18 protein-coding genes are annotated in these 22,557 nt (G+C 64.4%); 12 read left to right on the top strand and 6 right to left on the bottom strand.

Features of this window, described 5'->3' with window-relative positions; all coding sequences use genetic code 11:
- Positions 1-113: 113 nt before the first annotated feature.
- The 7 genes from infB (at position 114) to ABEA23_RS00135 (ending at position 7,959) form a co-directional block, all read left to right on the top strand.
- Positions 114-2,960: a translation initiation factor IF-2 gene (gene infB / locus ABEA23_RS00165; RefSeq protein ID WP_345476128.1), complete on the top strand. Its 2,847-nt coding sequence runs from the start codon at positions 114-116 to the stop codon at positions 2,958-2,960.
- Positions 2,961-3,314: 354 nt separating this feature from the next.
- A complete protein-coding gene (gene rbfA, locus ABEA23_RS00160) occupies positions 3,315-3,755 on the top strand; it encodes a 30S ribosome-binding factor RbfA (RefSeq protein ID WP_345476127.1) in 441 nt (146 codons plus the stop codon).
- Positions 3,756-4,826, top strand: a complete 1,071-nt coding sequence (gene truB / locus ABEA23_RS00155; protein WP_345476126.1) for a tRNA pseudouridine(55) synthase TruB — start codon at positions 3,756-3,758, stop codon at positions 4,824-4,826.
- Positions 4,827-5,095: 269 nt separating this feature from the next.
- Complete coding sequence (locus ABEA23_RS00150; RefSeq protein WP_345476356.1) at positions 5,096-5,452, top strand: hypothetical protein; 357 nt, start codon at positions 5,096-5,098, stop codon at positions 5,450-5,452.
- Entirely contained in the window at positions 5,449-5,997 is a 549-nt protein-coding gene (locus ABEA23_RS00145) for a hypothetical protein (RefSeq protein ID WP_345476125.1), read from the top strand. Before ABEA23_RS00150 ends, ABEA23_RS00145 begins: the two co-directional genes overlap by 4 nt.
- 8 nt (positions 5,998-6,005) lie before the next feature.
- Positions 6,006-7,019 carry a bifunctional riboflavin kinase/FAD synthetase gene (locus ABEA23_RS00140; RefSeq protein ID WP_425577071.1) on the top strand — a complete coding sequence of 338 codons (1,014 nt, stop codon included), beginning with the start codon at positions 6,006-6,008 and terminating at the stop codon, positions 7,017-7,019.
- A gap of 16 nt (positions 7,020-7,035) precedes the next feature.
- Complete coding sequence (locus tag ABEA23_RS00135) at positions 7,036-7,959, top strand: class I SAM-dependent methyltransferase (RefSeq protein ID WP_345476123.1); 924 nt, start codon at positions 7,036-7,038, stop codon at positions 7,957-7,959.
- Between the two features lie 154 nt (positions 7,960-8,113).
- Here ABEA23_RS00135 and ABEA23_RS00130 read toward each other — a convergent pair whose 3' ends face one another.
- Genes ABEA23_RS00130 through ABEA23_RS00120 form a run of 3 tightly spaced genes read right to left on the bottom strand, consistent with a single transcriptional unit; the run spans position 8,114 to position 10,933 of the window.
- Entirely contained in the window at positions 8,114-9,418 is a 1,305-nt protein-coding gene (locus ABEA23_RS00130) for a TRAP transporter large permease (protein ID WP_345476122.1), read from the bottom strand.
- Positions 9,418-9,891: a TRAP transporter small permease gene (locus tag ABEA23_RS00125; RefSeq protein WP_345476121.1), complete on the bottom strand. Its 474-nt coding sequence runs from the start codon at positions 9,889-9,891 to the stop codon at positions 9,418-9,420. The genes ABEA23_RS00130 and ABEA23_RS00125 overlap by 1 nt, the downstream gene beginning before the upstream one ends.
- A 25-nt stretch (positions 9,892-9,916) precedes the next feature.
- Complete coding sequence (locus ABEA23_RS00120; RefSeq protein ID WP_345476120.1) at positions 9,917-10,933, bottom strand: TRAP transporter substrate-binding protein; 1,017 nt, start codon at positions 10,931-10,933, stop codon at positions 9,917-9,919.
- A 693-nt stretch (positions 10,934-11,626) separates the two neighbouring features.
- On the opposite strand from ABEA23_RS00120, the gene rpsO reads away from it, so the two are divergent.
- The 4 genes from rpsO to ABEA23_RS00100 all read left to right on the top strand — a co-directional run bounded on the left by rpsO (position 11,627) and on the right by ABEA23_RS00100 (position 16,876).
- Positions 11,627-11,896: a 30S ribosomal protein S15 gene (rpsO, locus tag ABEA23_RS00115; protein WP_260072155.1), complete on the top strand. Its 270-nt coding sequence runs from the start codon at positions 11,627-11,629 to the stop codon at positions 11,894-11,896.
- 264 nt (positions 11,897-12,160) lie between these two features.
- Positions 12,161-14,416 carry a polyribonucleotide nucleotidyltransferase gene (locus ABEA23_RS00110; protein ID WP_345476119.1) on the top strand — a complete coding sequence of 752 codons (2,256 nt, stop codon included), beginning with the start codon at positions 12,161-12,163 and terminating at the stop codon, positions 14,414-14,416.
- Positions 14,417-14,559: 143 nt separating this feature from the next.
- Positions 14,560-15,204, top strand: a complete 645-nt coding sequence (locus ABEA23_RS00105) for a trimeric intracellular cation channel family protein (protein WP_345476118.1) — start codon at positions 14,560-14,562, stop codon at positions 15,202-15,204.
- 94 nt (positions 15,205-15,298) lie between these two features.
- A complete protein-coding gene (locus ABEA23_RS00100) occupies positions 15,299-16,876 on the top strand; it encodes a TIGR01777 family oxidoreductase (protein WP_345476117.1) in 1,578 nt (525 codons plus the stop codon).
- A 40-nt stretch (positions 16,877-16,916) separates the two neighbouring features.
- On the opposite strand, the gene ABEA23_RS00095 is transcribed toward ABEA23_RS00100, so the two are convergent.
- The 3 genes from ABEA23_RS00095 to ABEA23_RS00085 form a co-directional block, all read right to left on the bottom strand.
- Positions 16,917-18,413 carry an FAD-dependent oxidoreductase gene (locus ABEA23_RS00095; protein ID WP_345476116.1) on the bottom strand — a complete coding sequence of 499 codons (1,497 nt, stop codon included), beginning with the start codon at positions 18,411-18,413 and terminating at the stop codon, positions 16,917-16,919.
- 166 nt (positions 18,414-18,579) lie between these two features.
- Entirely contained in the window at positions 18,580-19,242 is a 663-nt protein-coding gene (locus ABEA23_RS00090) for a TspO/MBR family protein (RefSeq protein WP_345476115.1), read from the bottom strand.
- Between the two features lie 90 nt (positions 19,243-19,332).
- The gene (locus ABEA23_RS00085) at positions 19,333-20,649 is read right to left on the bottom strand and encodes an MFS transporter (protein WP_345476114.1); all 1,317 of its coding nucleotides are present in this window, start codon (positions 20,647-20,649) and stop codon (positions 19,333-19,335) included.
- 275 nt (positions 20,650-20,924) lie between these two features.
- On the opposite strand from ABEA23_RS00085, the gene ABEA23_RS00080 reads away from it, so the two are divergent.
- The gene (locus tag ABEA23_RS00080; RefSeq protein ID WP_345476113.1) at positions 20,925-22,508 is read left to right on the top strand and encodes an AbgT family transporter; all 1,584 of its coding nucleotides are present in this window, start codon (positions 20,925-20,927) and stop codon (positions 22,506-22,508) included.
- Positions 22,509-22,557 lie beyond the last annotated feature (49 nt).

Here is a 22,557-nt window from a genome sequence, read left to right as displayed (position 1 = left end):
CTCTCGGCAACTCCGTCACGGAATCAAGCACGTATCACGGCCTGATCCGATGAGCCGCTGACATCAGCCCCGCTGATTCAGTGGGGCATCGCGCGGGCCAGACAAGGAGAACAGTGGCCAAGGCCCGCGTACATGAGCTCGCCAAAGAGCTCGGCATTACCTCTAAAGAAGCACTTGCAAAGCTCCAGGAAATGGGCGAATTCGTAAAGTCGCCCTCCTCAACTGTTGAGCCCCCCGTTGCGAAGAAGCTTCGCCAGGCATTCCCCCAGGCAGACAACAAAGCAGAGTCCTCTGCGCCGAAGCCGGCACCTAAGCCCGCTCCGAAGCCTGCCCCCAAGCCCGCGGCAAAGCAGGAGACCCCTGCGGCTCCGCAGGCCGAGAAGACCTCCGACGCCGCCCCGGCAGCTCCGGAGTCCACCGATTCTGCTCCGAAGCCTCCGGCTGCGAAGCCCGCGGCTGCCCAGGGTTCGGACTCAGCTGAGACCGATGCTCCTTCCGCTCCTGCGGAGAACACCGGTGCACCCAAGCCTCCGGCACCGAAAGCCCCGGCGCCGAAGGCTCCTTCACCGAAGTCCGCGGCACCGCGTCCCGGCGCCAAGCCCGGTGGTCCGCGTCCGGGGAACAACCCCTTCGGCGTCGGCCAGCAGTCGCAGCGTTCCGGAGGCTCCTCCGGTGGCGCTTCCGGCGGCGGCCCGCGTCCTGGCGGCCCCCGTCCCGGTGGTCCGCGTCCGGGCAACAACCCGTTCGCGCCCCGTCAGGGCATGCGCTCCGGTGAACGCACCGGCGGCCCGCGTCCAGGCGCACCGCGCCCAGGCGGCGGTGCAGGTGCAGGTGCAGGCCAGCGTTCCGGTGCTCCCCGCCCGGGCGCTTCTGAAGGCCGTCCCGGTCCACGTCCAGGAGCACCTAAGCCCTCGATGATGCCGGGCCAGGCTCCGGCACCAGCACCAGGTCGCGGCGGCCCAGGCGGCGGTCCTGCCCGTCCCGGCGGCGGTCGTCCCGGTGGCGGCGGCGGTCGTGGCCGCGGCGGCGCTGCAGGTGCCTTCGGTCGTGGAGGCTCCAAGTCCAAGGCTCGTAAGTCCAAGCGCGCCAAGCGCCAGGAGCTGGAGCAGAAGCACACTCGCGAGATCGGCGGTGTGCGCGTCCCCAAGGGTGACGGCACTACCGTTCTGCGGCTGCGCCGCGGCTCCTCCCTGGCAGACTTCGCTGAGAAGATCGGCGCAGAGCCGGCAGCGCTGATCACCGTGCTGATGAAGCTCGGTGAAATGGCTACTGCCAACCAGTCCCTGGACGAGGAGACCTTCGCGCTGCTCGGTGAAGAGCTGGGCTACCAGGTGCAGATCGTGTCCCCGGAGGACGAGGACCGCGAACTGCTGGAGACCTTCGACATCAACCTCGAGGACGAGGCCGCAGCAGAGTCCGAAGAGGACCTGTTCCCGCGTCCTCCGGTGGTCACTGTCATGGGTCACGTCGACCACGGTAAGACCCGCCTGCTGGATGCCGTCCGCAACTCGGATGTCACCTCCGGCGAGCACGGCGGCATCACCCAGCACATCGGCGCCTACCAGGTCCATGTGCCGCATGAGGGTGAAGAGCGTGCGCTGACCTTCATCGATACCCCCGGTCACGAGGCGTTCACCGCTATGCGTGCCCGTGGTGCCAAGGTCACCGATATTGCCGTGCTGGTGGTGGCAGCCGACGACGGCGTGATGCCACAGACCATCGAGGCGCTCAACCACGCCAAGGCGGCCAACGTGCCCGTCGTCGTCGCGGTGAACAAGATCGATAAGGAAGGCGCGACCCCGGATAAGATCCGCGGTCAGCTCACCGAATACGAACTGGTTCCCGAGGAATACGGTGGCGACACGATGTTCGTGGACGTCTCGGCGCGGAACAACGTCAACATCGATGCGCTGCTGGAAGCTGTCCTGCTGACCTCTGACGCTGCTCTGGAGTTGAAGGCCAACCCGGATAAGGAAGCCCGCGGTGTGGCCATCGAGGCCAACCTGGATAAGGGCCGCGGTCCTGTGGCCACCGTCCTGGTGCAGTCGGGCACCCTGAAGGTCGGCGACAATATGGTGGCCGGCACTGCTTTCGGCCGTGTGCGCGCCATGTTCGATGAGAACGGCGACACTGTGGAGTACGCAGAGCCTTCCCGTCCGGTTCAGGTCCTGGGTCTGTCCACCGTGCCACGCGCCGGTGACAGCTTCCTGGTCACCCCGGATGATCGCACCGCACGCCAGATCGCTGAAAAGCGTGAAGCTGTGGAGCGCAACGCTCAGCTGGCCAAGCGTCGCAAGCGCATCACTCTGGAGGACTTCGACCAGGCTGTGGCCGAGGGCAAGATCGACACCCTCAACCTCATCCTCAAGGGCGACGTCTCCGGTGCTGTGGAGGCCCTGGAAGATGCACTGCTGAAGATCGACGTGGGCGACGACGTGCAGCTGCGCGTCATCCACCGCGGCGTCGGCGCCATCACCCAGAACGACGTCAACCTGGCCACCGTGGACAATGCCGTCATCATCGGCTTCAACGTCCGGCCGGCGGAGCGGGTCACCGACCTCGCCGAGCGCGAGGGCGTGGACATGCGCTTCTACTCGGTCATCTACGCAGCCATCGATGACATCGAGGCCGCGTTGAAGGGCATGCTGAAGCCGGAGTACGAGGAGGTTGAGCTGGGCTCCGCGGAGATCCGCGAAGTCTTCCGTTCCTCCAAGTTCGGCAACATCGCAGGTTCGATCGTGCGCTCCGGTGTCATCCGCCGCAACGCCAAGGCACGCCTGGTGCGCGACGGCAACGTGGTGGGCGAGAACCTCACTATCGAGTCGCTGCGTCGCTTCAAGGACGACGCCACCGAGGTCCGCGAGGGCTTCGAATGTGGTATCGGCCTGGGCTCCTTCAACGACATCCGCGAAGGCGACATCATTGAGACCTGGGAGATGCGCGAAATCCCGCGTACCTAGCTGGTCCCGCCGGCGCGTGCACGCCGCGCTCGGCTCTCGGCTCACGCCGGACTTCACACCTAAAGCTGGTCCCGCGGGCGGGAGAAACCCCGCCTGCGGTCCTACTAGGTCGAGTGGTCACTTTGTCCGTCATAATCGGCTGAATACGGCGGTTTAGCGGACAAAGTGACCACTCACTTCTGGTCGTGGTGTTCTGGCTGCGCCGCCAGTATGAGGGTGGCGGAGATCCGCCCGCGTGGCCTCCGCCGGGACCTTCACCTAGAGATATTCGCCTTCACCACGTTCGGGGATCGCTACATGCGGTCCCCGAACGTGTTCTAGGCTGAGAACAGACGCTGACGAAAGGAGCGCACCATGGCAGATCCAGCACGCGCATCACGACTGGCCGCACGCATCAAGGTGATTGTGGCCGAGGCCCTTCGCCGTCGGGTCAAGGACGAACGCGCGGAGATGATCACCATCACCGACGCTCGCGTCACCAATGATTTACAGCACGCCACCATCTACTACACGGTGCTGGCCGAAGACGACGCCGCCAAGGCCGGTGCCGAAGAGGTGCTCGCCGCCAACCAGGGCGCGCTGCGTCACGAAGTGGGCCGCCAGCTGAGCATCCGGCTGACCCCCACCCTGGAGTTCATCGCCGATGAAATTCCGGAGTCCGCCGCACATCTGGAAGACATCCTGCGCAAGGCGCGCGAAGAGGATGAACGCGTCCGTAACCTGCGCGGGGATGCCGATCCGCTGGCTACTGATGCCTACCGCAGCCAGGGCGAGCCCGAGAACGAGGACCGCTGATTGGGCAAGCGGCAGAAGCCTGAAGAGCTGGAAGTCGGTTCCGGTCTTGTCCTGGTGGACAAGCCGGCCGGCTGGACCAGCCATGACGTGGTCGGCAAGATCCGCAAACTCGCCGGCACCCGCAAAGTCGGCCACGCCGGAACACTGGATCCCATGGCCACCGGCGTGCTGGTAGTGGGCATCAACCGGGCCACCCGACTGCTGACCCACATAGTGGGCGTGGACAAGACTTACACCGCCACTGTGCGGTTGGGGGAGTCCACCACCACCGACGACGCCGAGGGGGAGGTCCTCAGCACCCGCTTTGCCAATGCAGTGACAACTGAACGGATTGCTGAGGCTGTCGCTGCGCTGACGGGAGAGATCCAACAAGTGCCCTCCACGGTCAGCGCCATCAAAGTCGACGGCCGACGCGCCTATGACCGCGCGCGCAGTGGCGAGGACGTGGAGCTGGACTCCCGGCCGGTCACAGTTCACCGCTTTGATGTGCTCGATACCCGGCGCGTTGACGGTGGAAAGCTCGTTGATATCGATATTGAGGTCCGGGTCTCCTCCGGCACCTATGTGCGGGCTCTGGCACGTGACCTCGGTGAAGCGCTGGAGACCGGCGGCCACCTCACCGCCCTGCGCCGGACGGCCGTGGGTCCCTACAGCATTGATCAGACTCTGACCCTGGAGCAGCTGGGGGAGGACTTCGGCTATATCGGCCTGGCAGAGGCTGCCGCCCAGCTCTTCCCAGCCCGACAGATCTCTGCTGAAGAAGCTGAGCATCTGCGCCACGGACGCCGCATCACTGCCTCGGCCCAGTCCGAGGTCACCTACCCGGCACCACTGTTGCAGGACGCACCGGCCAAGCCCGACATCAAGGACACCCCCACTCCTGCGGTGCTGAAGTCCCGCCGCGAGGGACTCACCGCAGCATTCGACCCGGCCGGTGAGCTCATCGCCCTGCTGCGGGATATCCCGGCCAAACCGGGGGCGTCGTCGTCGCCGGATGCAGCCAAAGCGGCGGTGGCTGGACCCAAAGCCATGCAGGCCAAGCCCGAGCTGGTGTTCGCGCAGGCAGACTGAGCCCTCCGTGACGATGACGGCGCAGCGCAGCGCGGCAGCACAGTACAGGGCAGCGGAGCGGCTGAGCGCTGCTGAGCAGAGCAGCACAGCGTAGCGAATGCTCTTTACCATCCAGTTTTCACATTACCGCCCCGTATCCGGGATGGTTTTGTGAAAACCGCATGGTAAAACGAGACCACGGGGCACTGAGCGCGCGAGTGGTAGGAGTAGAATCTTGGGCGGCCCAATTCCGGGTCGGCCAATGCAACAAGGAGGCGCACGTGACCACGATGTTCATCATCGGGACCGTGATCTGCGCTCTCTCCACACTTATCTGCTGGGCCATGACCGCACTGCGCAGCCACCCGGCGGATTCCAGCATCATCAGCCTTGCCGCCGTCGAGCTCTACTTGGTGGTCTATTCGATCTACGCCGGAATCCGGCAGGCCACCGGAGCCTCCATCACTGGTGAGGCGTGGGAGTTCTGGGGCTATATTCTCACCGCGCTCTTGCTGCCGGTGGGTGTTTTCGTCTGGGCGATCATCGATAAAACCCGGTGGTCGAACCTGGTGATGAGTTTTGTGGGACTTGTGGTGTTTGTGATGGTGTATCGATTGGAAGAGATCTGGTGGGGGAGCGCCCTGTGAGCAGTGAGAATTCAGCGTCCCGGCAGCCCAACGAGGACGAACGCGTCCTCCCTCCGGTAGAACCGGGCTTCGACGGCGACCCCGATTCAGCTGAGCTGACCCCGCGCAATCGCGGCATCGGAATGCTCATCATCACCGCCTACGGCATCTTCGCAGTATCCAGCTTCGCCCGGGCGTTGTATCAGATCCTCACCGATTTCGAGACCGCCCGGGTGGCCTACCTGCTCTCCGGATTCGCCGCCGGTGTCTACATCCTGGCCACCCTGGCGTTGGCCCGCACCAGTGCGAGAGCGTGGGTGGTGGCGCTTATCGCAGTGCTGGTGGAGATGGCCGGGGTCCTCGGCGTCGGGCTGTGGACGTTCCTGGACCCGGAGCTGTTCAACCGGGCCACCGTCTGGAGCCACTTCGGTGAGGGATACGGCTATATCCCGCTGATTCTGCCGTTCATTGGGCTGTTCTGGCTGCTGCGCCACCGGCCCGTGCGCGCTAAGAACAGCGCCGTCGAGCAGACGAGCCGCCCTCCCCAAAGCACCGACTCAGCGTGACACGTAGGATGAATTCCGTGCAGATTTTCTACGGCCTGGAGGAGCTTCCCCCCGGACTGGGTGCCACCGCGGTGACCATCGGCAATTTCGACGGCGTCCACCAGGGGCACCAGCATGTGCTGGCTCAGCTCACCGGCGAGGCCGCCCGCCGCGGCGTCCGCTCGGTGGTGGTGACCTTCGATCCGCATCCGGCGTTTCTGCACCGCCCTGAGGCAGTGCCCGAGCTGCTGACCGGTCTTGACGAGAAGCTCAGCCGACTGGCCTCTTTCAGCGATGAGAGCAGCGGTATCGACGCTGTCCTGGTCCTGAAGTACACCGCGGAGCTGGCCGCACACACTGCCGAGGCGTTCGTGCAGAAGTACTTCGTCCAAGCCCTGCAGGCCGCTGCTGTGGTGGTCGGCCACGATGTGCGCTTCGGCCGGGGGAACTCCGGTGACTTCAGCACAATGACCCAGCTGGGACAGGCCAATGGCTTCGCCGTCGTCGGTGTTGAGGATTTTGATGCCACCGGCCCCGACGGGCGCCAGCTCAGCGCCCGCTGCTCATCCACCGCCATCCGTACCGCCCTGGCTGAGGGGGATGTGGCTGCTGCGGCAGTGATGCTGGGCCGCCCCCACGCGGTGGTGGGCGAGGTGGTTCACGGAGAAGCCCGGGGCCGTGAGCTGGGATTCCCCACCGCGAATATCTCACGGGACTCCGAAGGGATGATCCCCGCAGACGGTGTCTACGCCGGATGGCTGACCGACACCCACGGTCAGCGCTGGCCGGCGGCGATCTCCGTGGGATCCAACCCCACCTTCGAGGGCGTAGCACGAGTGGTCGAAGCCCATGTCATCGATCGCGAGCAGGACTCCGTGGAGGACTTCAACCTCTATGGTCAGCGGATGCGCGTGGAGTTTGTGCAGCGCCTGCGCGGAATGGTCGCCTATGAGGGCGTGGAGAAGCTGATCGCTCAGATGCGCGAGGATGTGGACCAGACCCGCCAGATCCTGCGCACTGCCGGGACCCCGATCACCCAGTAATGCCTGAGGCGCTGCGGTGACTGAAAGCCCTGACCCGGGCGCTGAGCCCGGGCATATGCCGAATCAGCCTGTACCTAACAGGCCGAAGCAGCGGCCGGTCGGTCAGGATCTGCTCACCGACCCGCAGCGGCGTCGTCGTCTGGGTGCCGCCTTTGACCAGAACCAGTCGTTGACCCAGGCAAGGGAGTACGACGCCGTCCGCCCGCGGTATCCGCATCAAGCAGTCACCGCGATCCTGCAGCTAGCGGAGGCTTCAGCGCATTCGGCCCCGGTGATTGCCGATCTTGGCGCAGGCTCAGGGATCCTGACGCGCGAGCTGCTTGCTGCCGGTGCCCACGTGCATGCGGTGGAGCCCGGCGCGACCATGCTGCAGGTGCTGATGGAAACGGCCGCCGATACGGCTGAGACTGCAGCTGTCGGCGAGTTCGACGGCCCGTTTTCGGGCCGACTGTTCACCCATCAACGACCGGCAGAGGACACCGGACTGGCCGCGGCCAGCTGCGACGTTGCCGTCGCCGCCCAGGCGTGGCACTGGTTCGACCCCGAGCGGATCCAGGACGAACTGCGGCGGATTCTGGTTCCCGGCGGGGCGGTGGCCGTGGTGGGCAATTATCTGGACACATCCGATCCCTGGGTGCACCGGCTGACCCGGATCATGCGCGCCGGTGATGTCTATCGCCCGCAGTGGCAGCCTCGGCTGGAGGCCCCACATTTCAGCCCAGTGGAGACTGACACGTTTCGGCACAGCCGCAGCATCACCCCGGAGGAGATCCTGCGACTGGCCACCACCCTGAGCAGTTGGCTGGCCGCCGATGACGCGCAGCGGGCTAGGCGTCGGGAGAACCTGAACTGGTACCTCTTCGAGCACCTGGGGCACAGCCAAGGGCAGGAGCTGCAGCTGCCGTATCTGACCACGCTGCATACCGCCCGGCTGCGCTGAGGTGGCGAACGTGGAGCAGGCGGGGAGATCTGCGTTCGGTGGCGCAGTTGGACTATATCTGCAGCGCCTAAGCGCTTGAGATGCGGTCAAACTGCGCCACCGTAAGAGGTCCGCTGACATCACGGACTTATTCGCACACTTTGTCCTAGCTGGGCTATTCAGCCCCGAGGACCCCGGGCAGCCAGAGTGAAAGCTCCGGGATGAAGACGATGACCAGCAGCGTGACCACCAGTGCCGCGAAGAACGGCAGCAGGCGGCGCACCAGCGGCTCAATCGGAGTATCGCCCACCTTGGAGCCGACGAACAAGGTCACGCCCACCGGCGGTGTGATGGTGCCAAGTGAGAGGTTGAAGGTGACCATGATGCCGAAGTGCACGGGGTCCACGCCGAACTCGGTGACAATCGGCAGCAGGATCGGCACGAAGATCAGGATCGCCGGGGTGGGATCCAAGAAAGTGCCGATGATCAGCAGCGCCACCATAATGATCAGCAGAATTACTGTAGGGCTGTCGGTCAGACCGAGCATCAGATCCGCCAGCGCGCTAGGGATGCCGGAGATCGCCATGGCCCAGCTGAGCACCGCGGAGACGCCCACCAGCAGCAGCACAATGACCGTCGTCTTAGTGGCCGTCAGCAGAATCTCCGGCATATCGCGTACCTGCACGGACCGGTAGATCATCGACAGCAGCAGGCTGTAGACCACGGCGATCGCCGCTGATTCGGTGGGGGTGAAGAAGCCCACAAGGATGCCGCCGATCACCACCACCACCATGAAGATCGCCGGCAGCGCCCGGGCCAGTGTGGCCACAGCCACCGGCAGGCTCAGCTTCAGGCTCTGTTTCAGCTCCGGATCCCGCCGGGTGTAGAGCCACACGACGACGGCGCAGGTGAGCATCCACAGCAAGCCCGGAATGTAGCCTGCGGTGAAGAGCGCAGCGATCGAGGTGCCGGAGACAAGTGAGTAGATGATGAGCGTATTGCTCGGCGGAATCAGCATGCCCGCAGGCGCTGAGGCCACATTGACCGCTGCGGCGAAGGCGGGGGTGTAGCCCTGTTCCTTCTGCCGCGGGCTCATCACGGTTCCGACTGCTGCAGCAGAGGCCACAGCTGCACCGGAGACTGAGCCGAAGAGCCCGTTGGCCACCACGTTCGTCTGCGCCAGGGAACCGGGCATGCGGCCCACCATGACCTCAGCGGCGTCGATCAGCCGGCGAGCAATACCGCCGTTGTTCATGATGGTGCCGGCCAGGATGAACAGCGGGATCGCCAGCAGCGTGGTGGAGTTCATTCCCGCAGTGAGACGCTGGGCGGCCACGAAGGTCGCCGAATCCAGGCCGATCACCACAGCAATGGCCAGGAATGCGGCCAGACCGATAGTCACCGCGATCGGCACTCGGGCCAACAGCAGCACCGCAATGAGGACAACCAGGACCAGGCCTGAGACAACTGCAATATCCATCAGATGGCCTCCGTCGATTCGTTGTCGCCGGCGGTCTCACCGGTGCGGATGGCTTCCACCGCGTGACGCAGCGAGATCAACGCGATCAGGACGCCGCTGATGGGCACCACCAGGAACATCTGCCCGGTGGAGAAGGGCAGCCCCGGAATGGCCTGGGTCCAGGTGATCTCCACAGCACGCACACCACCCCAGATCAGCAGCAGCACAGCGAAGGCGAAGCTCATCAGGTTGACGAAGACCTCCAGGCTGCGGGTGCGGTCAATCTTCAGCAGCTTGGTGAAGAAGTCGATGGCGATGTGCTCGCGCTCCGCGAACATCCACGCAGCTCCGGCGAAGACCAGCCAGATGAAGGCGTACTGGGCAGCAGGTCCTGTCCAGGCGGGGGCGTCGTTGAGTATTTGACGGGCGAAAACCTGCCACACCATGACGATGAGCAGAAAGGCGAAAAGCCCGGCGCAGACAGGCCTGAGCACAGAGTTCAGTATCGAAATCACGGGTTCAGCCCTCGTAGTTCTGGATGCGGTCGAAGAGCTCTCGCACCTCGGGATCTGCCAGCTCGTCCTCGAGCATCTCGGCAAGCCCGTCCGTGAAGGCCTGCTGGTCGACCTCGGTGAAGGTGCTGCCCTGGGCTTCGGCGTCGTCAGCGGCCTCCTCGGTCAGCTCCACCCACATCTGGGTGTGGTGATCCACCGTTGCCTGCCACTCCTGGAGGAAGGTCTGCCGGTCCTCTTCGGTCATGCCGGTGAAGACCTCGGAGTTGATGACCACATAGTCGGTGCCCACCTGATGAGCGGTCAGCGCCACATGCGGGGCCACCACGTTGTGGCCGGTGGTCATATAGGAGATGAGGTTGTTCTCGGCGCCGTCGAGCACTCCGGACTGGATGGCGGTGTAGACCTCGGCATAGGACAGCGGAGTAGGGTTGCTGCCCATTGCCGAGAGCATGTCGATCATCAGATCCGATTCCTGCACTCGAATCTTCTGCCCATTGAGATCATCGGGCTCGGTGAAGGGGCCGTTCTTGGTGTAGACATGCCGCTCACCCTGGGTGAAGCCGCCCAGCACCGTCAGATTATTGGGCTCCTCCAGGCTGGTGAACAGGTCACCGAGGATCTCTTCATCAGAGAGCACCGCCATCTGGTGATCGATGTCCTCATAGAGCAGCGGCAGGGCCAGGGTGCGGAAGTCACGGTTGAGGTTCTCCAGCAGCGTTCCTGACGCCACCACCATGTCCACCGATCCTTCGCTGACCAGCTGGACGGTCTCCTGCTGATTGCCCAGTGCAGCGTTGGGGTAGACGCGGATATCCCACCGGCCATCGGTGGCGTCCTCCAGTCGATCGGAGAAAGCCTCCAGCGCGATGTAGCTGGGATGGTCCTCAGCCTGGTCGAGGGCGAAGATCATGGTCTTGCCGGTCTCGGGGGTGCCCTGCAGCCCGTAGGTGCAGCCGGTGGCAGTCAGGCCCAGGGTGCAGGCGATGACCGCGGCTGCGGCAGTGAAGCGTGGTTTTGTCATATGGGGAATAAATGCCTATCTGAAATGTGCGACACCTCACGCTAGGGTGTCGGCTGTCACCTCGTCCAAGGCCCGAAGTGCATAGGTTCATGCGCCAGCGGCATATGACATTGTCCGAACGGTCAGTTCAGCCGTTTAGGCGGCACTGCGTCTCACCTTAGGTAGGGCATCTGGGCACATGGCTTGCCTGCCGCCTGCGCTGATTCTGCGAACGCGAAAGTGAGCGGTGAGGTCTGCGTTCGGTGGTGCAGTTGGACCATATCTACGGCGCTTAAACGCATAAGATGCGGTCAAACCGCGCCACCGTAAGAGGTCCGCTGGCATCGCGGCCTGATCCAATCGATCCATAGGGGGACGAGCGGTCGCGCTTCGATCTACGGTCACGCATTTTGACGCTAGTTTGGGCCGATTTCGGGTGAACTCGCCCTGAGATACCGTCGTAATGCGTGACCGAACGGGAGCGCGGCCACTGGGCTGCCTGGCCATAGCGGAGCCGCCGCGCCGTCGTACATCACCCGGGCATGGCCTGCAGCACCTCCCGCGCTGGCCTGCTGATGCTGCGGCGGTGTAGACTTGATCGTTGCTGTGCTGCAGTCCGCGGTGGCCGGCACCGGTCCCTGGCCGAATCTGTTGAATCAACGGAGGACGCAAAGCCCGGATTCTGAACGCGGCACAAGAATAAGGAGCTTTTCCATGGCTTTGGATCCCGCTGTCAAGCAGCAGATCATCGAGGAGTACGCCACTCACGAGGGTGACACTGGTTCACCCGAGGTTCAGGTGGCAGTGCTGACCCGTCGTATCACCGACCTGACTGAGCACCTGAAGATGCACAAGCATGATCACCACACCCGCCGTGGTCTGATGATCCTGGTCGGTCGCCGTCGTCGTCTGCTTAAGTACCTCGAGTCCAAGGACATCGAGCGCTACCGTGCGCTGATCAAGCGCCTCGGTATCCGCCGCTGATTCCGTCAAGGACAAGCTTCAGCGTCAAACGCTGAAACCAAGCATGAAACGGGCAGCTCCATACATTGGGGCTGCCCGTTTTGTATGCGAGACTAAGAACAGTGCCTATGAGAGCACCGATCATTGTGTCCGGTCCTCGGTAGTGGCCTCCGGAAGGCGTGAGACACCCGCGTCCGTGGGCTTCGATCGAAGACCGTCACATATGGCAACACCGCTCTCATGGGTACTGCGAAACAGCAATCAACATGAGAGGAATCCCTACCAATGCAGGGACCTGAGGTTCACTATTCCGAAGCTGTGATCGACAACGGTCGCTTCGGCACCTCCACTATCCGTTTCGAGACCGGCCGTCTGGCTAAGCAGGCCGCCGGCTCCGCACTGGTCACCTTTGACGAGGAGACCACGCTGCTCTCGGCCACTTCGGTGGGCAAGCACCCTCGTGAGGGCTTTGACTTCTTCCCGCTGACCGTGGACGTCGAGGAGCGCATGTACGCTGCCGGCCGCATCCCCGGCAGCTTCTTCCGCCGCGAAGGCCGTCCCACCACTGACGCCGTCCTGGCTGCCCGCCTGATTGACCGCCCGCTGCGCCCCGCCTTCAAGAAGGGCATCCGCAACGAGGTCCAGGTGGTGGAGACCGTGCTCTCCATCAACCCCGATGACCTCTACGACGTCGTGGCCATCAACGCCGCATCCATGTCCACCCAGCTCTCGGGTCTGCCGTTCTCCGGCCCCATCGGCGGTGTGCGTGTGGCACTGATCGACGACGGCAACGGCGCCCAGTGGGTTGCCTTCCCCAAGCACTCCCAGCTGCAGACCGCTGTGTTCGACATGGTGGTCGCCGGTCGCATCGTCGGCGATGACATCGCGGTGATGATGGTCGAGGCTGAGGCCACCGACGACTCCTGGAAGCTCATCAAGGAGCAGGGCAAGACCGCTCCCACCGAGGAGATTGTGGCTGAGGGCCTGGAGGCCGCCAAGCCGTTCATCAAGGTGCTGTGCGAGGCTCAGGCCAACCTGGCTGAGCGTGTTGGCAAGGAGCCCATCGAGGTTCCGTTCTTCGTGGACTACCAGGACGACGTCCTGGAGGCCGTGAAGGCCAAGGCCGAGGAGCGCCTGTCCAACATCTACCAGATTGCCGATAAGCAGTCCCGCGAGGCAGCTGACGCCGAACTGAAGGCTGAGCTGGTCGAGGAGCTCGCCGGTGAAGGCAAGGAGTTCGAGGGTCGCGGCGGCGAGATCGCCAAGGCACTGGGCTCAGTGACCAAGCAGGTCATCCGCCAGCGCATCCTGCGCGACCAGGTCCGCATTGACGGCCGCGGCCTGACTGACATCCGTCAGCTGACCGCCGAGGTCGAGGTGCTGCCGCGCGTGCACGGCTCCGCCATCTTCGAGCGCGGCGAAACCCAGATCATGGGTGTCACCACGCTGAACATGCTGAAGATGGAGCAGACCATCGACAGCCTGTCGCCAGAGACCACCAAGCGCTACATGCACAACTACAACTTCCCGCCCTATTCCGTGGGTGAGACCGGTCGTGTGGGTTCCCCGAAGCGCCGGGAGATCGGCCACGGCGCTCTGGCTGAGCGCGCCATGGTGCCGGTGCTGCCCTCGCGTGAGGAGTTCCCCTACGCGATCCGCCAGGTCTCCGAGGCGCTGGGCTCCAACGGCTCCACCTCCATGGGCTCGGTCTGCGCCTCCACGCTGTCCCTGCTCAACGCAGGTGTGCCGCTGAAGGCACCGGTGGCCGGCATCGCCATGGGTCTGGTCTCTGACGAGGTCGACGGCGAGACCCGCTATGCAGCCCTGACCGATATCCTCGGCGCCGAAGATGCCTTCGGCGACATGGACTTCAAGGTGGCCGGAACTTCCGAGTTCATCACCGCTATCCAGCTGGACACCAAGCTCGACGGCATCCCGGCCTCGGTGCTCACCGCAGCGCTGAAGCAGGCACGTGAGGCTCGTCTGCACATCCTGAGCGTGCTCAACGCCGCCATCGACACACCTGATGAGATGGCAGCCACCGCGCCGCGCATCATCTCCGTGAAGGTCCCGGTGGACAAGATCGGTGAGGTCATCGGCCCCAAGGGCAAGATGATCAACCAGATCCAGGAAGACACCGGCACCGACATCTCCATCGAAGATGACGGCACCGTGCTGATCGGCGCCACCGACGGTGACTCCGCTGAGGCCGCTCGCGCAGCCATCAACGCGATCGCTAACCCGCAGGTCCCTGAGGTCGGCGAACGCTACCTCGGCACCGTGGTGAAGCTGACCACCTTCGGCGCCTTCGTCTCCCTGACCCCGGGCAAGGACGGTCTGCTGCACATCTCCGAGCTGCGCAAGCTCAACGGCGGCAAGCGCGTGGACGACGTCGAGGATGTCCTGGGCGTGGGCCAGAAGGTCCAGGTGGAGATCACCAAGATCGACGACCGCGGCAAGCTCAGCCTCGCCCCGGTGGTTGAGGAGGACTCCGCGGAGACCACCTCGGTCAACCAGGTCAACACCGAGGAAGACGCCTGAGTCTTGCTCACCTAGTACCAGGCAGACACCGGATCACCGGAGTCTGAGCTGATAGGCCGATGGCCGGGTTCCTGTTTTCAGGGGCCCGGCCATCGGCGTGCCGGATGCGGTGACGCCTCGGGCGTGAGCTGGAAGGAAGAGAGATGACAGTAGCCCAGGTACTGCTGGCTCTTGAACTGATCGGCACCTTTGCCTTCGCAGTCTCCGGGGCGCTGCTGGCGGCGAAGAAGGGCTTCGATATTGTCGGCTCCCTGCTGCTGGCCGGGCTCGCCGGTCTCGGCGGCGGCGTCATCCGTGACCTCATCGTCGGGCAGGGAGTCCCCACCGCCTTCGCCGCACCGCTGTATCTGATCCCGGTGGCAGCCGCCGCACTAGCTGTCTTCTGCCACCTGATCCGCGAGGACCGACTGCGCCGGACCCTGCTGGTGTTTGACGCCGTCGGGCTCTCCCTGTTCTGTGTGATGGGCTCCACTATTGCCTATACCGCAGGCCTGAACCCGGTGGCAGCCACCCTGCTGGGTGTGATCACCGCCGTGGGCGGCGGGGCGCTGCGAGATATTGTGGCCAATGAGGTTCCGCAGATCTTTAATCCCGACGGCGTCTACGCGGCTCCTGCTTTCCTCGGGGCAGCTGCGACCACTGCGGCACTGTATTGGGAAGTCTTTGACGGATTCGCGGCAGTGGCCATCGCCTTGATGGTCTTCATCATCCGGATTCTGGCGCTGAAACTGCGCTGGCGAGTACCGCTTGCGGTACTGGGACTACCCCGAAAGGCCAGCGGCGAGTAGATTCAGCATAGGTGCAGCACATCTTGTCGCATCGGCGTAGTGAGTAACACTCGGGGTGTTGTGACGGGACTTCCCGGGTGGGAAGGAGCATGACATGCCGGTATTTGAACGCGAGACCTATCTGCCTTTCGCCCGGCATGACGTCTTCAGCTGGTACTGCCGCCCGGGCGCGCTGACCAGGCTGCAACCACCCTTTGCCGGCAGCGTTGTCCAGGAACCGCCCGAAGGGCCGGTGGACGGCGCAGAATCTGTGATCACGCTGAATCCCCCGGGGCTGATGGGCAACAGCGCCAAGGCCGGTATCGATTTACTGGGCACCCTGCTTCCAATGAGCCCGCAGGCAGCGGTGACCTGGCGATCCCGCCATGAGGATTACGAGCATGACCGCGGCTTCAGCGATGTCATGGTTGCCGGACCGCTGAAGTCCTGGCGGCACCAGCGACGGTTCGAAGACTCCGGTGAGGGAACCCTGCTGAAAGAGCGGATCAGCTATGAGCTGCCGGTGCTGAAACGGCTGCCACGAGCCGCCCGTCAGATGACCCAGCAGCGTTTTGAGAAGGAACTGGAGAGGATCTTCACGTTCCGGGAGCACCAGACCATCCAGGACCTTGCCTTCCACCAGTCTCACGGTTCACTGGCCACCCAGCAGCGGCATGAGCGCAGCGATACCCAGGCGTGGCTGGAACCTCACGAGGACTCCACCCACGCACGCATCAACGTGGTCGCTGTCTCCGGGGCTACCGGCATGATCGGCACCCAGGTCTGCGCGCTTCTGGGCGGTGCTGGGATTGAGGTGCGCCGACTGGTGCGCCCGGAGTCAACCGCAGGATCAGCCGAGCGCGGTGATAGCCAACCCAGTGACGACACCGCCATCCGCTGGGATCCCGAGGCCGGAACCATTGATGCGGAGGCGCTGGCGGAAGTCGACGCGGTGATCAACCTGGCCGGGGAGCCGCTGGCGGCGAAGTTCACGCCGGAGCATAAGCAGAGAATCCAGCGCTCCCGGATCCGCGGCACCCGACTGCTGGCCGAAACCCTGGTCCGCCTGGAACAGGCCGATGATCGGGGACGGGCACTGATCAGTGGTTCCGCCATCGGCTGGTACGGTGCCACCGGCGCTGACCGCACCCACACGCGTACTCCACTGCATGAAGAGGATCCCGCCGGCACTGACTTTCTGGCCAGCGTGTGTCAGCAGTGGGAAAAGGAAGCCGACGCCGCAGCCGGCGAAGGGGTGCGTGTGGTGACCGTGCGCACCGGCATTGTGCAGTCCCCCTCCGGTGGCGCGCTGGCGCGTCAGCTGCCGCTCTTCGCCGCGGGTCTGGGCGGGCCGCTGGGCCGCCGACAGGTCTTAAGCTGGATCAGCCTCGATGACATTGCCTCACTGATCGTGCACCTGACCCTGGACTCCCGCGCCCACGGTCCGGTCAACGCGGTGGCACCGCACCCAATCAACGGAGCCGACTATGCCCGCACACTCGGAGCGGTGCTGCGCCGCCCGGCGGTGCTTCCAGTGCCGAGCCTGGCGCCCCAGCTGCTGCTGGGTAAAGAATGCACCCGCGAGATGGTGCTGGCTGATCAGGACGTCAGCGCAGAGAAGGCGCTCAGCCTCGGCTTCGGCTACCGTCACCCGAGTCTGGAACAGGCGCTGCGGCATGTCCTGGGCCGCTGAGCCGCTCACCTGGAGGCACTGACGGCGGCCGTCGTCGTCGTTAGTCTCCGGTCTCCAGGTTGCTGACCGCCGGGCCCTCCAGCAGGGTGCCGTCCGCGGCGAACCGTGAGGCGTGCAGCGGGCAGTCCCAGCTGCATTCAGCATCATTCCAGTTCAGCACGCCATGCATATGCGGGCAGATCGCGGAGACCTTCCGTGTGGTGCCGTTCACCGTGGAGACACCCACCGGTTTGCCGTGAACGCGGCCGACGACGCCCTGACCTTCCTCTGGGGCCTCATCCGGTAGGGAGTGCAACTCCGCAGAAGCCCAGTCCCCGGCCATCCGGGCACCGATGGTGAGGTTGTCCTTGACCCCGGTGAGCACCCCGCTGACTGTGGCAGAGCGTTCGGTGAGCACCTGAGCCCACGACATATGGCCACCGAGAATCTCGCTGGAGATCGCCAACGCCGCGGCGACACCGTTGGTCATACCCCATTTGTTGTAGCCGGTGGCCAGGTAGATGTGCCCACCGCCGCGGGGCAGCTTGCCGAAGAATGGCACATAGTCAGCCGGCCGGTAGTCCTGAGCGGACCAGCTGTGGGTCAGTTCCGCGCCGGGGAAGTGCGCTGTGGTCCAGGCCCGCAGATCATCCACCGCCCCCTGGTGGTCACTGGTGCGCCCGACGACGTGGCCGTTTCCGCCTACCAGCAGCAGCTGCTCACCGTTGATATCGGCGGTGCGGGTGCTGCGGCTGGGGGAGTCGACGCTTAGGTACATGCCCATCGGGATGTCCTGGTCCTGCGGGACTCTGAACGCCATCGCATAGGAGCGGTGGCCTTTGAGCTTGGCGAAGTACCCGCCGCGGTCAAGCACAGGGGCTCCGGTGGCCAGGACCAGCTGATCGGCGTGTAAGTCTCCGGCGGTGGTCTGCACCTGGACGGGGGCGTCGTCGTCGCTGGTGGCATCAGTGACCCGCACGCCTTCGAAGATGACCCCGCCGCGTTCCCTCAACTCCACGGTCAGCGCATCGAGGACCTCAGTGGGGTGGATCTGGGCCTGCTCCGCCAGGGACACGGCCCCGGCTACCGGATGCGGCAGCTCGGTGTCATTGGTCCAGACGGCGTGAAGTCCGGCATCTTCGGCGGCCTGAAGTTCCTTCTCCAAGGCGCTGATGCCCTGCTTGCCGTTGGCGTAGATCAGCGAAGTCCGCCGCTGGTAGCTGATCCCGTTGTCCTCCAGGTGGCGCAGCAGCCAGGCCTGGCCCTCCCGGTTGGCTTCCACATAGGCCTGCAGCACCTCATCGGAGTGGTGACTGCGGATGCTGGAGAGGTTGGTGCCCTGCAGCAGCGAGACTTTCGCGGTGGTGTTGCCGGTGGCCACTGCACCCACAGTGCGGGCCTCAACCACCGCCACCTGATGACCTGCCCGGGCCAGCAGTACCGCCGTGGTCAGCCCGGTGAGCCCTGCTCCGGCTACCACGGTGTCATAGCGTGCCCCTGGGGTCAGGACATCTGCAGAGGGACTGACAGGATGGGTATCGAGCCACAGCGAACGCATGGTGGAGTTCCTTCGTCTTAAGGTGCAGACGGTCCGACGTCGTCGCGGACCTGTTTCAGTTGTCTCTGGCGCCGGCCTGGTGCAGGTCCGGGTGCCGCTGCTCCCATCCTGTGAGGCGGACCTGAGTATCAGCCGAGTGCGTGCCGCCTGCTGTCCAGGGACGACTTCAGTTCATCAGGGCGATGTAGAAGTTCAGTGTGGAGGCGTAGAGAACCCAGGCCAGGTAGGGGATCAGCAGGACCCCCGCTGCGCGGCTGATGGGCCAGAAGGCGCGGATAGTCAGTCCGATCATGATGATCAGCACCAGGATCAGTGCAAAAGCTGCCCATAGCGCTGCCGTCCCCCACAGCGGGTAGCCGCTGAAGAACAACGGCGACCACGCACCGTTGAGAACCAGCTGGACGGCATAGACCACCAGCGCTGGCCAGACCCGGACGTGGTGACGTTGCCGCCAGATGAGCCATGCGGCAACACCCATGACTATATAGAGGGCGGACCATACCGGGCTGAAGAGCCAGTCCGGTGGGTTCCAGGGCGGGGTCTGGGCGTTGTCGTACCAGCCGTCGGTATCATCGGCGATCAGTCGGCTGGCCCCGAAGCCGATCAGCACCGGTACGGCGATCATCACCGCCAGCCCCAGAATCTGCGTCACCGCCGAGTCCCGCCGCGCGCCGGAATGGGATTCTTGCCGGGCACCGCTGGGGGCGGTCTGGTTGTTCTGTGCAGCCCGATCCTGTGCAGCCCGGTTCTGTGCAGCGCTGTTGTCCTGGGGAGCCCGGTTCTGTGCAGCGCGATTCCGTGCAGTGCGGTTCCTTGCCGCGTCACTCATCAGTCGTCTCCTGACAGGTCAGCAGCGGCGCTGACCTGTTTTTATCCTGACGGTGCCAGGTGGATACAGGCTGAACGGCCTAGGCCGTGATTACCGGCTGCGGCTGAGGAACCAGTTCACCACTGCGGCCACCAGGATCACACCGGCGGCAAGAAGCGGAACCAGCGCAGCCACGGCCGTGCCGTAGTTCTCCGCCAGCGCTCCGGTGATCGCCGAGGCAGCTGACTGTCCCACCACAATGCCGGTGGTAGCCATGGACATTGCCGTGGCTGAGCGGCCCTGCGGGCTGCGCTGGGCCACCAGGCTGAAGACCGTCACCAGGGTGGGGCCAATGCCGATACCGATCACCAGCAGCGCCACCATCAGCAGCAGAAGCTGGGGCTCAGCCGCAGCGGCAGCGATCCGCATGCCCACTGCGCCCACCAGGATCAGCGCAGCAAAGGTCAGCCAGCGGGCACGCAAGCTGAATCCGGTGGGGAACAGTGCGGCACCTAGGGCGAAGGCCGCTGAGCCCACACCCATGGCGCTGTAGGCCAGCCCGGCGCGCTCGGCGTGGCCAGCATCATCCATAAAGGAGGTCAGCGAGGTCAGAGTGGAGCCGAAGACCAGCCCAATGCCCAGCACGCCCACCAGTACCACCAGCAGGCCGGGGGAGAACAGTGCTCGGGTAGGCGCGGGGGCGACGTCGTGCTCTGTGTGGTGCGGCACCGCCCGGGAAGTGCGGTGCAGTGCGAAGGAGGTGACGAAGATGGCAGTCAGCACCGCAGCACCAATGATCGGTGCGGCAGGTCCCATGGCTGCAGCCAGCAGGCCCACCACCAGCGGGCCGAAGACGAAGGCCACCTCATCGACTGCTGATTCATAGGCCATGGTCCCGTTGAGGGTCTTCTGCTGACGTGCTGCAGGCAGCTGGCCGGTGATGATGCCCACCAGTCGGCTGCGGGACATGGGCGGCACCTGCGGAGCACTGGCGCCGATAAGGAAGGCAGCGCTAAGGACGGACCAGGAGCCCAACGGGCTGTAGGCGGTCCAGGCAAGCAGCAGCAGCGCAAGGCTGTTGGCCACGCCGGCGGCCAAGACCACCGGACGCTGGCCCCAGCGGTCGGCGGCGGCGCCGATCAGCGGGCCGAAGCATGCGGTGCCCAGTCCCACCATGGCAGATGTCAGGCCACCGAGGCTGATGGAGTCGCGGGCGGCCACCACCAGGGTCAGCACGCCCACCACCATCATGGCGTAGGGGAAACGGGCGATCAGGGCGATGGGGAAGTAGGTGGGCCCCACGGCTTCGCGCAGGGTCTGCGGCTGAAGCGGGGCGGAATGGGAGGAGGAGGAGGGGGAGAGGGCGGCGGCAGCGGCGGGCTCGGGGTGCTGACCGGCTTCGGCCGGGCGGTTCATCTCAGATGACATAAAATGTGTAACTCCATTGGCGGTTGGTGGGTTCATAAGTGCCGCCTTGTCCGCGCAGAGAGCCGGACAGGTAGATACACGCTGGGGCCATAGCTGAGTGAACCTCTTCAGCGCAGAGTGCGGTGATCCGCAGCCGCGTGGGGAGCGCATATGGCCAAATCCAGCGCTCTATCCTACCGCCCACCGGTGATATCACGAAACGTTCAGGCATTGACCAGGATGCTTTCATCGTCGAGGATGCTCCGGGACAAGCACACCACGAGAGGACATCAATAATGAGCAGCACCGCGGACACCACCGACGACGACCTCGCGCGTCCCACCGGTCCGGGTAAGCGCGGTATTCTCCAGCGTTTCCTGGACGGTATCGAGTTCGCCGGCAATAAGCTTCCCCACCCGGTGACGCTCTTCGCCGGACTGGCGCTGCTGATTGTGCTGCTCTCCTGGGCGCTGTCCCAGGTTGGTGTCTCCGTGGAGGACCCCATTGAGGGCGGCAGTGTGGAGGTCTTCAACCTGCTCTCCGGTGAGGGCATCGAGTGGATGTTCACCTCCATGGTGGATAACTTCCTGGGCTTCGCTCCGCTGGGTGTTGTGCTGGCCACCATGATCGGCATCGGCATGGCCGAGCAGACCGGGCTGATCGGCACTGCGCTGCGCACTTTCATCTTGTCTATCCCGCGGACCCTGGTGACTTTCGCCATCGTCTTCGCCGGCATCATGTCCTCGCTAGCCTCAGATGCTGGCTATGTGGTGCTGCCGCCGTTGGCGGCCATCCTCTTTGTGGCGCTTGGCCGTCACCCGCTGGCCGGCATTGCCGCAGCGTTCGCGGGCGTCTCGGCGGGCTTCAGCGCGAATCTGCTGCTTTCTGGAACAGACGTGATGCTCGGTGAGCTGACCATTGAAGCTGCTGGCACTGTGGATCCGGAGTACGCCGAGGGTATGAACCTGGCGATGAACTACTGGTTCATCATCGCCTCCACTGTGGTGCTCTCGATTGTGGGCACCTTGGTGTCGCGTTTCATCGTCGAACCGCGCCTGGGTTCGTGGAAGGGCGAGGGCGTCGTCGAAGGTGAAGACCGTGAGTCTTTGAAGGTCACCACCGTGGAGAAGAAGGGCCTGATTGCCGCTGGTATCGCCCTTGTGGTGACGGTTGCTGCGCTGCTTGCGTTGATCATTCCTGAGAACGGCCCGCTGCGCGGTGACGACGGCGGGATCGTGCAGTCGCCGTTCATGAACTCGCTGGTCGTGGTGATTATCGCGGCGTTCTTCATCCCTGGCTTGGTCTACGGCATTGTGACCAAGGTGGTCCGCAATGACACTGACGCGGTCAACCACGTCTCGAAGACTCTGGCCGGTATGGGCATGTTCTTGCTGCTGGCGTTCACCGCTGGTCAGTTCATCGCCTACTTCAACCAGTCCAACCTGGGGCGTGTGGTCTCTGTGGTTGGCGCTGACGCGCTGCAGTCCATCAACCTCACCGGCTTCCCGCTGGTGCTGGCCTTCATGCTGTTTGTCTCGGTGGTGAACCTGTTTGTGGGTTCGGCCTCGGCCAAGTGGGCGCTGCTGGCTCCGATCATGGTGCCGATCATGATGCACTTGGGGATTTCGCCGGAGTTCACTCAGGCTGCATACCGTGTGGCGGATTCGGCCACTAATATCCTATCTCCGCTGCTGCCCTACTTCGCCATTGTGATTGTGGTGGCCCAGCGCTATGACAAGCGTTTGGGTATCGGTTCGCTCATCTCGGTGATGCTGCCGTACTCCATCGCGTTCATGGCGGTGTGGTCAGCAATGACCCTGGGGTGGATGTGGCTTGATGTGCCGCTGGGCCCGAACGCCCCCGTCTACTACGCACCGTAAGCGCTGAAGGGCCCGGGCCTGACTCGCAACAGCTGAGTGCAGGCTCGGG

The organism is Nesterenkonia rhizosphaerae, assembly GCF_039544555.1.
Taxonomy (GTDB): domain Bacteria; phylum Actinomycetota; class Actinomycetes; order Actinomycetales; family Micrococcaceae; genus Nesterenkonia; species Nesterenkonia rhizosphaerae.
This window is presented reverse-complemented; position numbering and strand designations above follow the sequence as displayed.

Excerpts from the sequence above, each read along its gene's own strand:
- rbfA (WP_345476127.1), top strand. The coding sequence starts at position 3,315 with ATGGCAGATCCAGCACGCGCATCACGACTGGCCGCACGCATCAAGGTG.
- ABEA23_RS00150 (WP_345476356.1), top strand. The coding sequence starts at position 5,096 with ATGTTCATCATCGGGACCGTGATCTGCGCTCTCTCCACACTTATCTGC.
- ABEA23_RS00140 (WP_425577071.1), top strand. The coding sequence starts at position 6,006 with ATGAATTCCGTGCAGATTTTCTACGGCCTGGAGGAGCTTCCCCCCGGA.
- ABEA23_RS00130 (WP_345476122.1), bottom strand. The coding sequence starts at position 9,418 with ATGGATATTGCAGTTGTCTCAGGCCTGGTCCTGGTTGTCCTCATTGCG.
- ABEA23_RS00120 (WP_345476120.1), bottom strand. The coding sequence starts at position 10,933 with ATGACAAAACCACGCTTCACTGCCGCAGCCGCGGTCATCGCCTGCACC.
- rpsO (WP_260072155.1), top strand. The coding sequence starts at position 11,627 with ATGGCTTTGGATCCCGCTGTCAAGCAGCAGATCATCGAGGAGTACGCC.
- ABEA23_RS00110 (WP_345476119.1), top strand. The coding sequence starts at position 12,161 with ATGCAGGGACCTGAGGTTCACTATTCCGAAGCTGTGATCGACAACGGT.
- ABEA23_RS00105 (WP_345476118.1), top strand. The coding sequence starts at position 14,560 with ATGACAGTAGCCCAGGTACTGCTGGCTCTTGAACTGATCGGCACCTTT.
- ABEA23_RS00100 (WP_345476117.1), top strand. The coding sequence starts at position 15,299 with ATGCCGGTATTTGAACGCGAGACCTATCTGCCTTTCGCCCGGCATGAC.
- ABEA23_RS00095 (WP_345476116.1), bottom strand. The coding sequence starts at position 18,413 with ATGCGTTCGCTGTGGCTCGATACCCATCCTGTCAGTCCCTCTGCAGAT.
- ABEA23_RS00090 (WP_345476115.1), bottom strand. The coding sequence starts at position 19,242 with ATGAGTGACGCGGCAAGGAACCGCACTGCACGGAATCGCGCTGCACAG.
- ABEA23_RS00085 (WP_345476114.1), bottom strand. The coding sequence starts at position 20,649 with ATGTCATCTGAGATGAACCGCCCGGCCGAAGCCGGTCAGCACCCCGAG.
- ABEA23_RS00080 (WP_345476113.1), top strand. The coding sequence starts at position 20,925 with ATGAGCAGCACCGCGGACACCACCGACGACGACCTCGCGCGTCCCACC.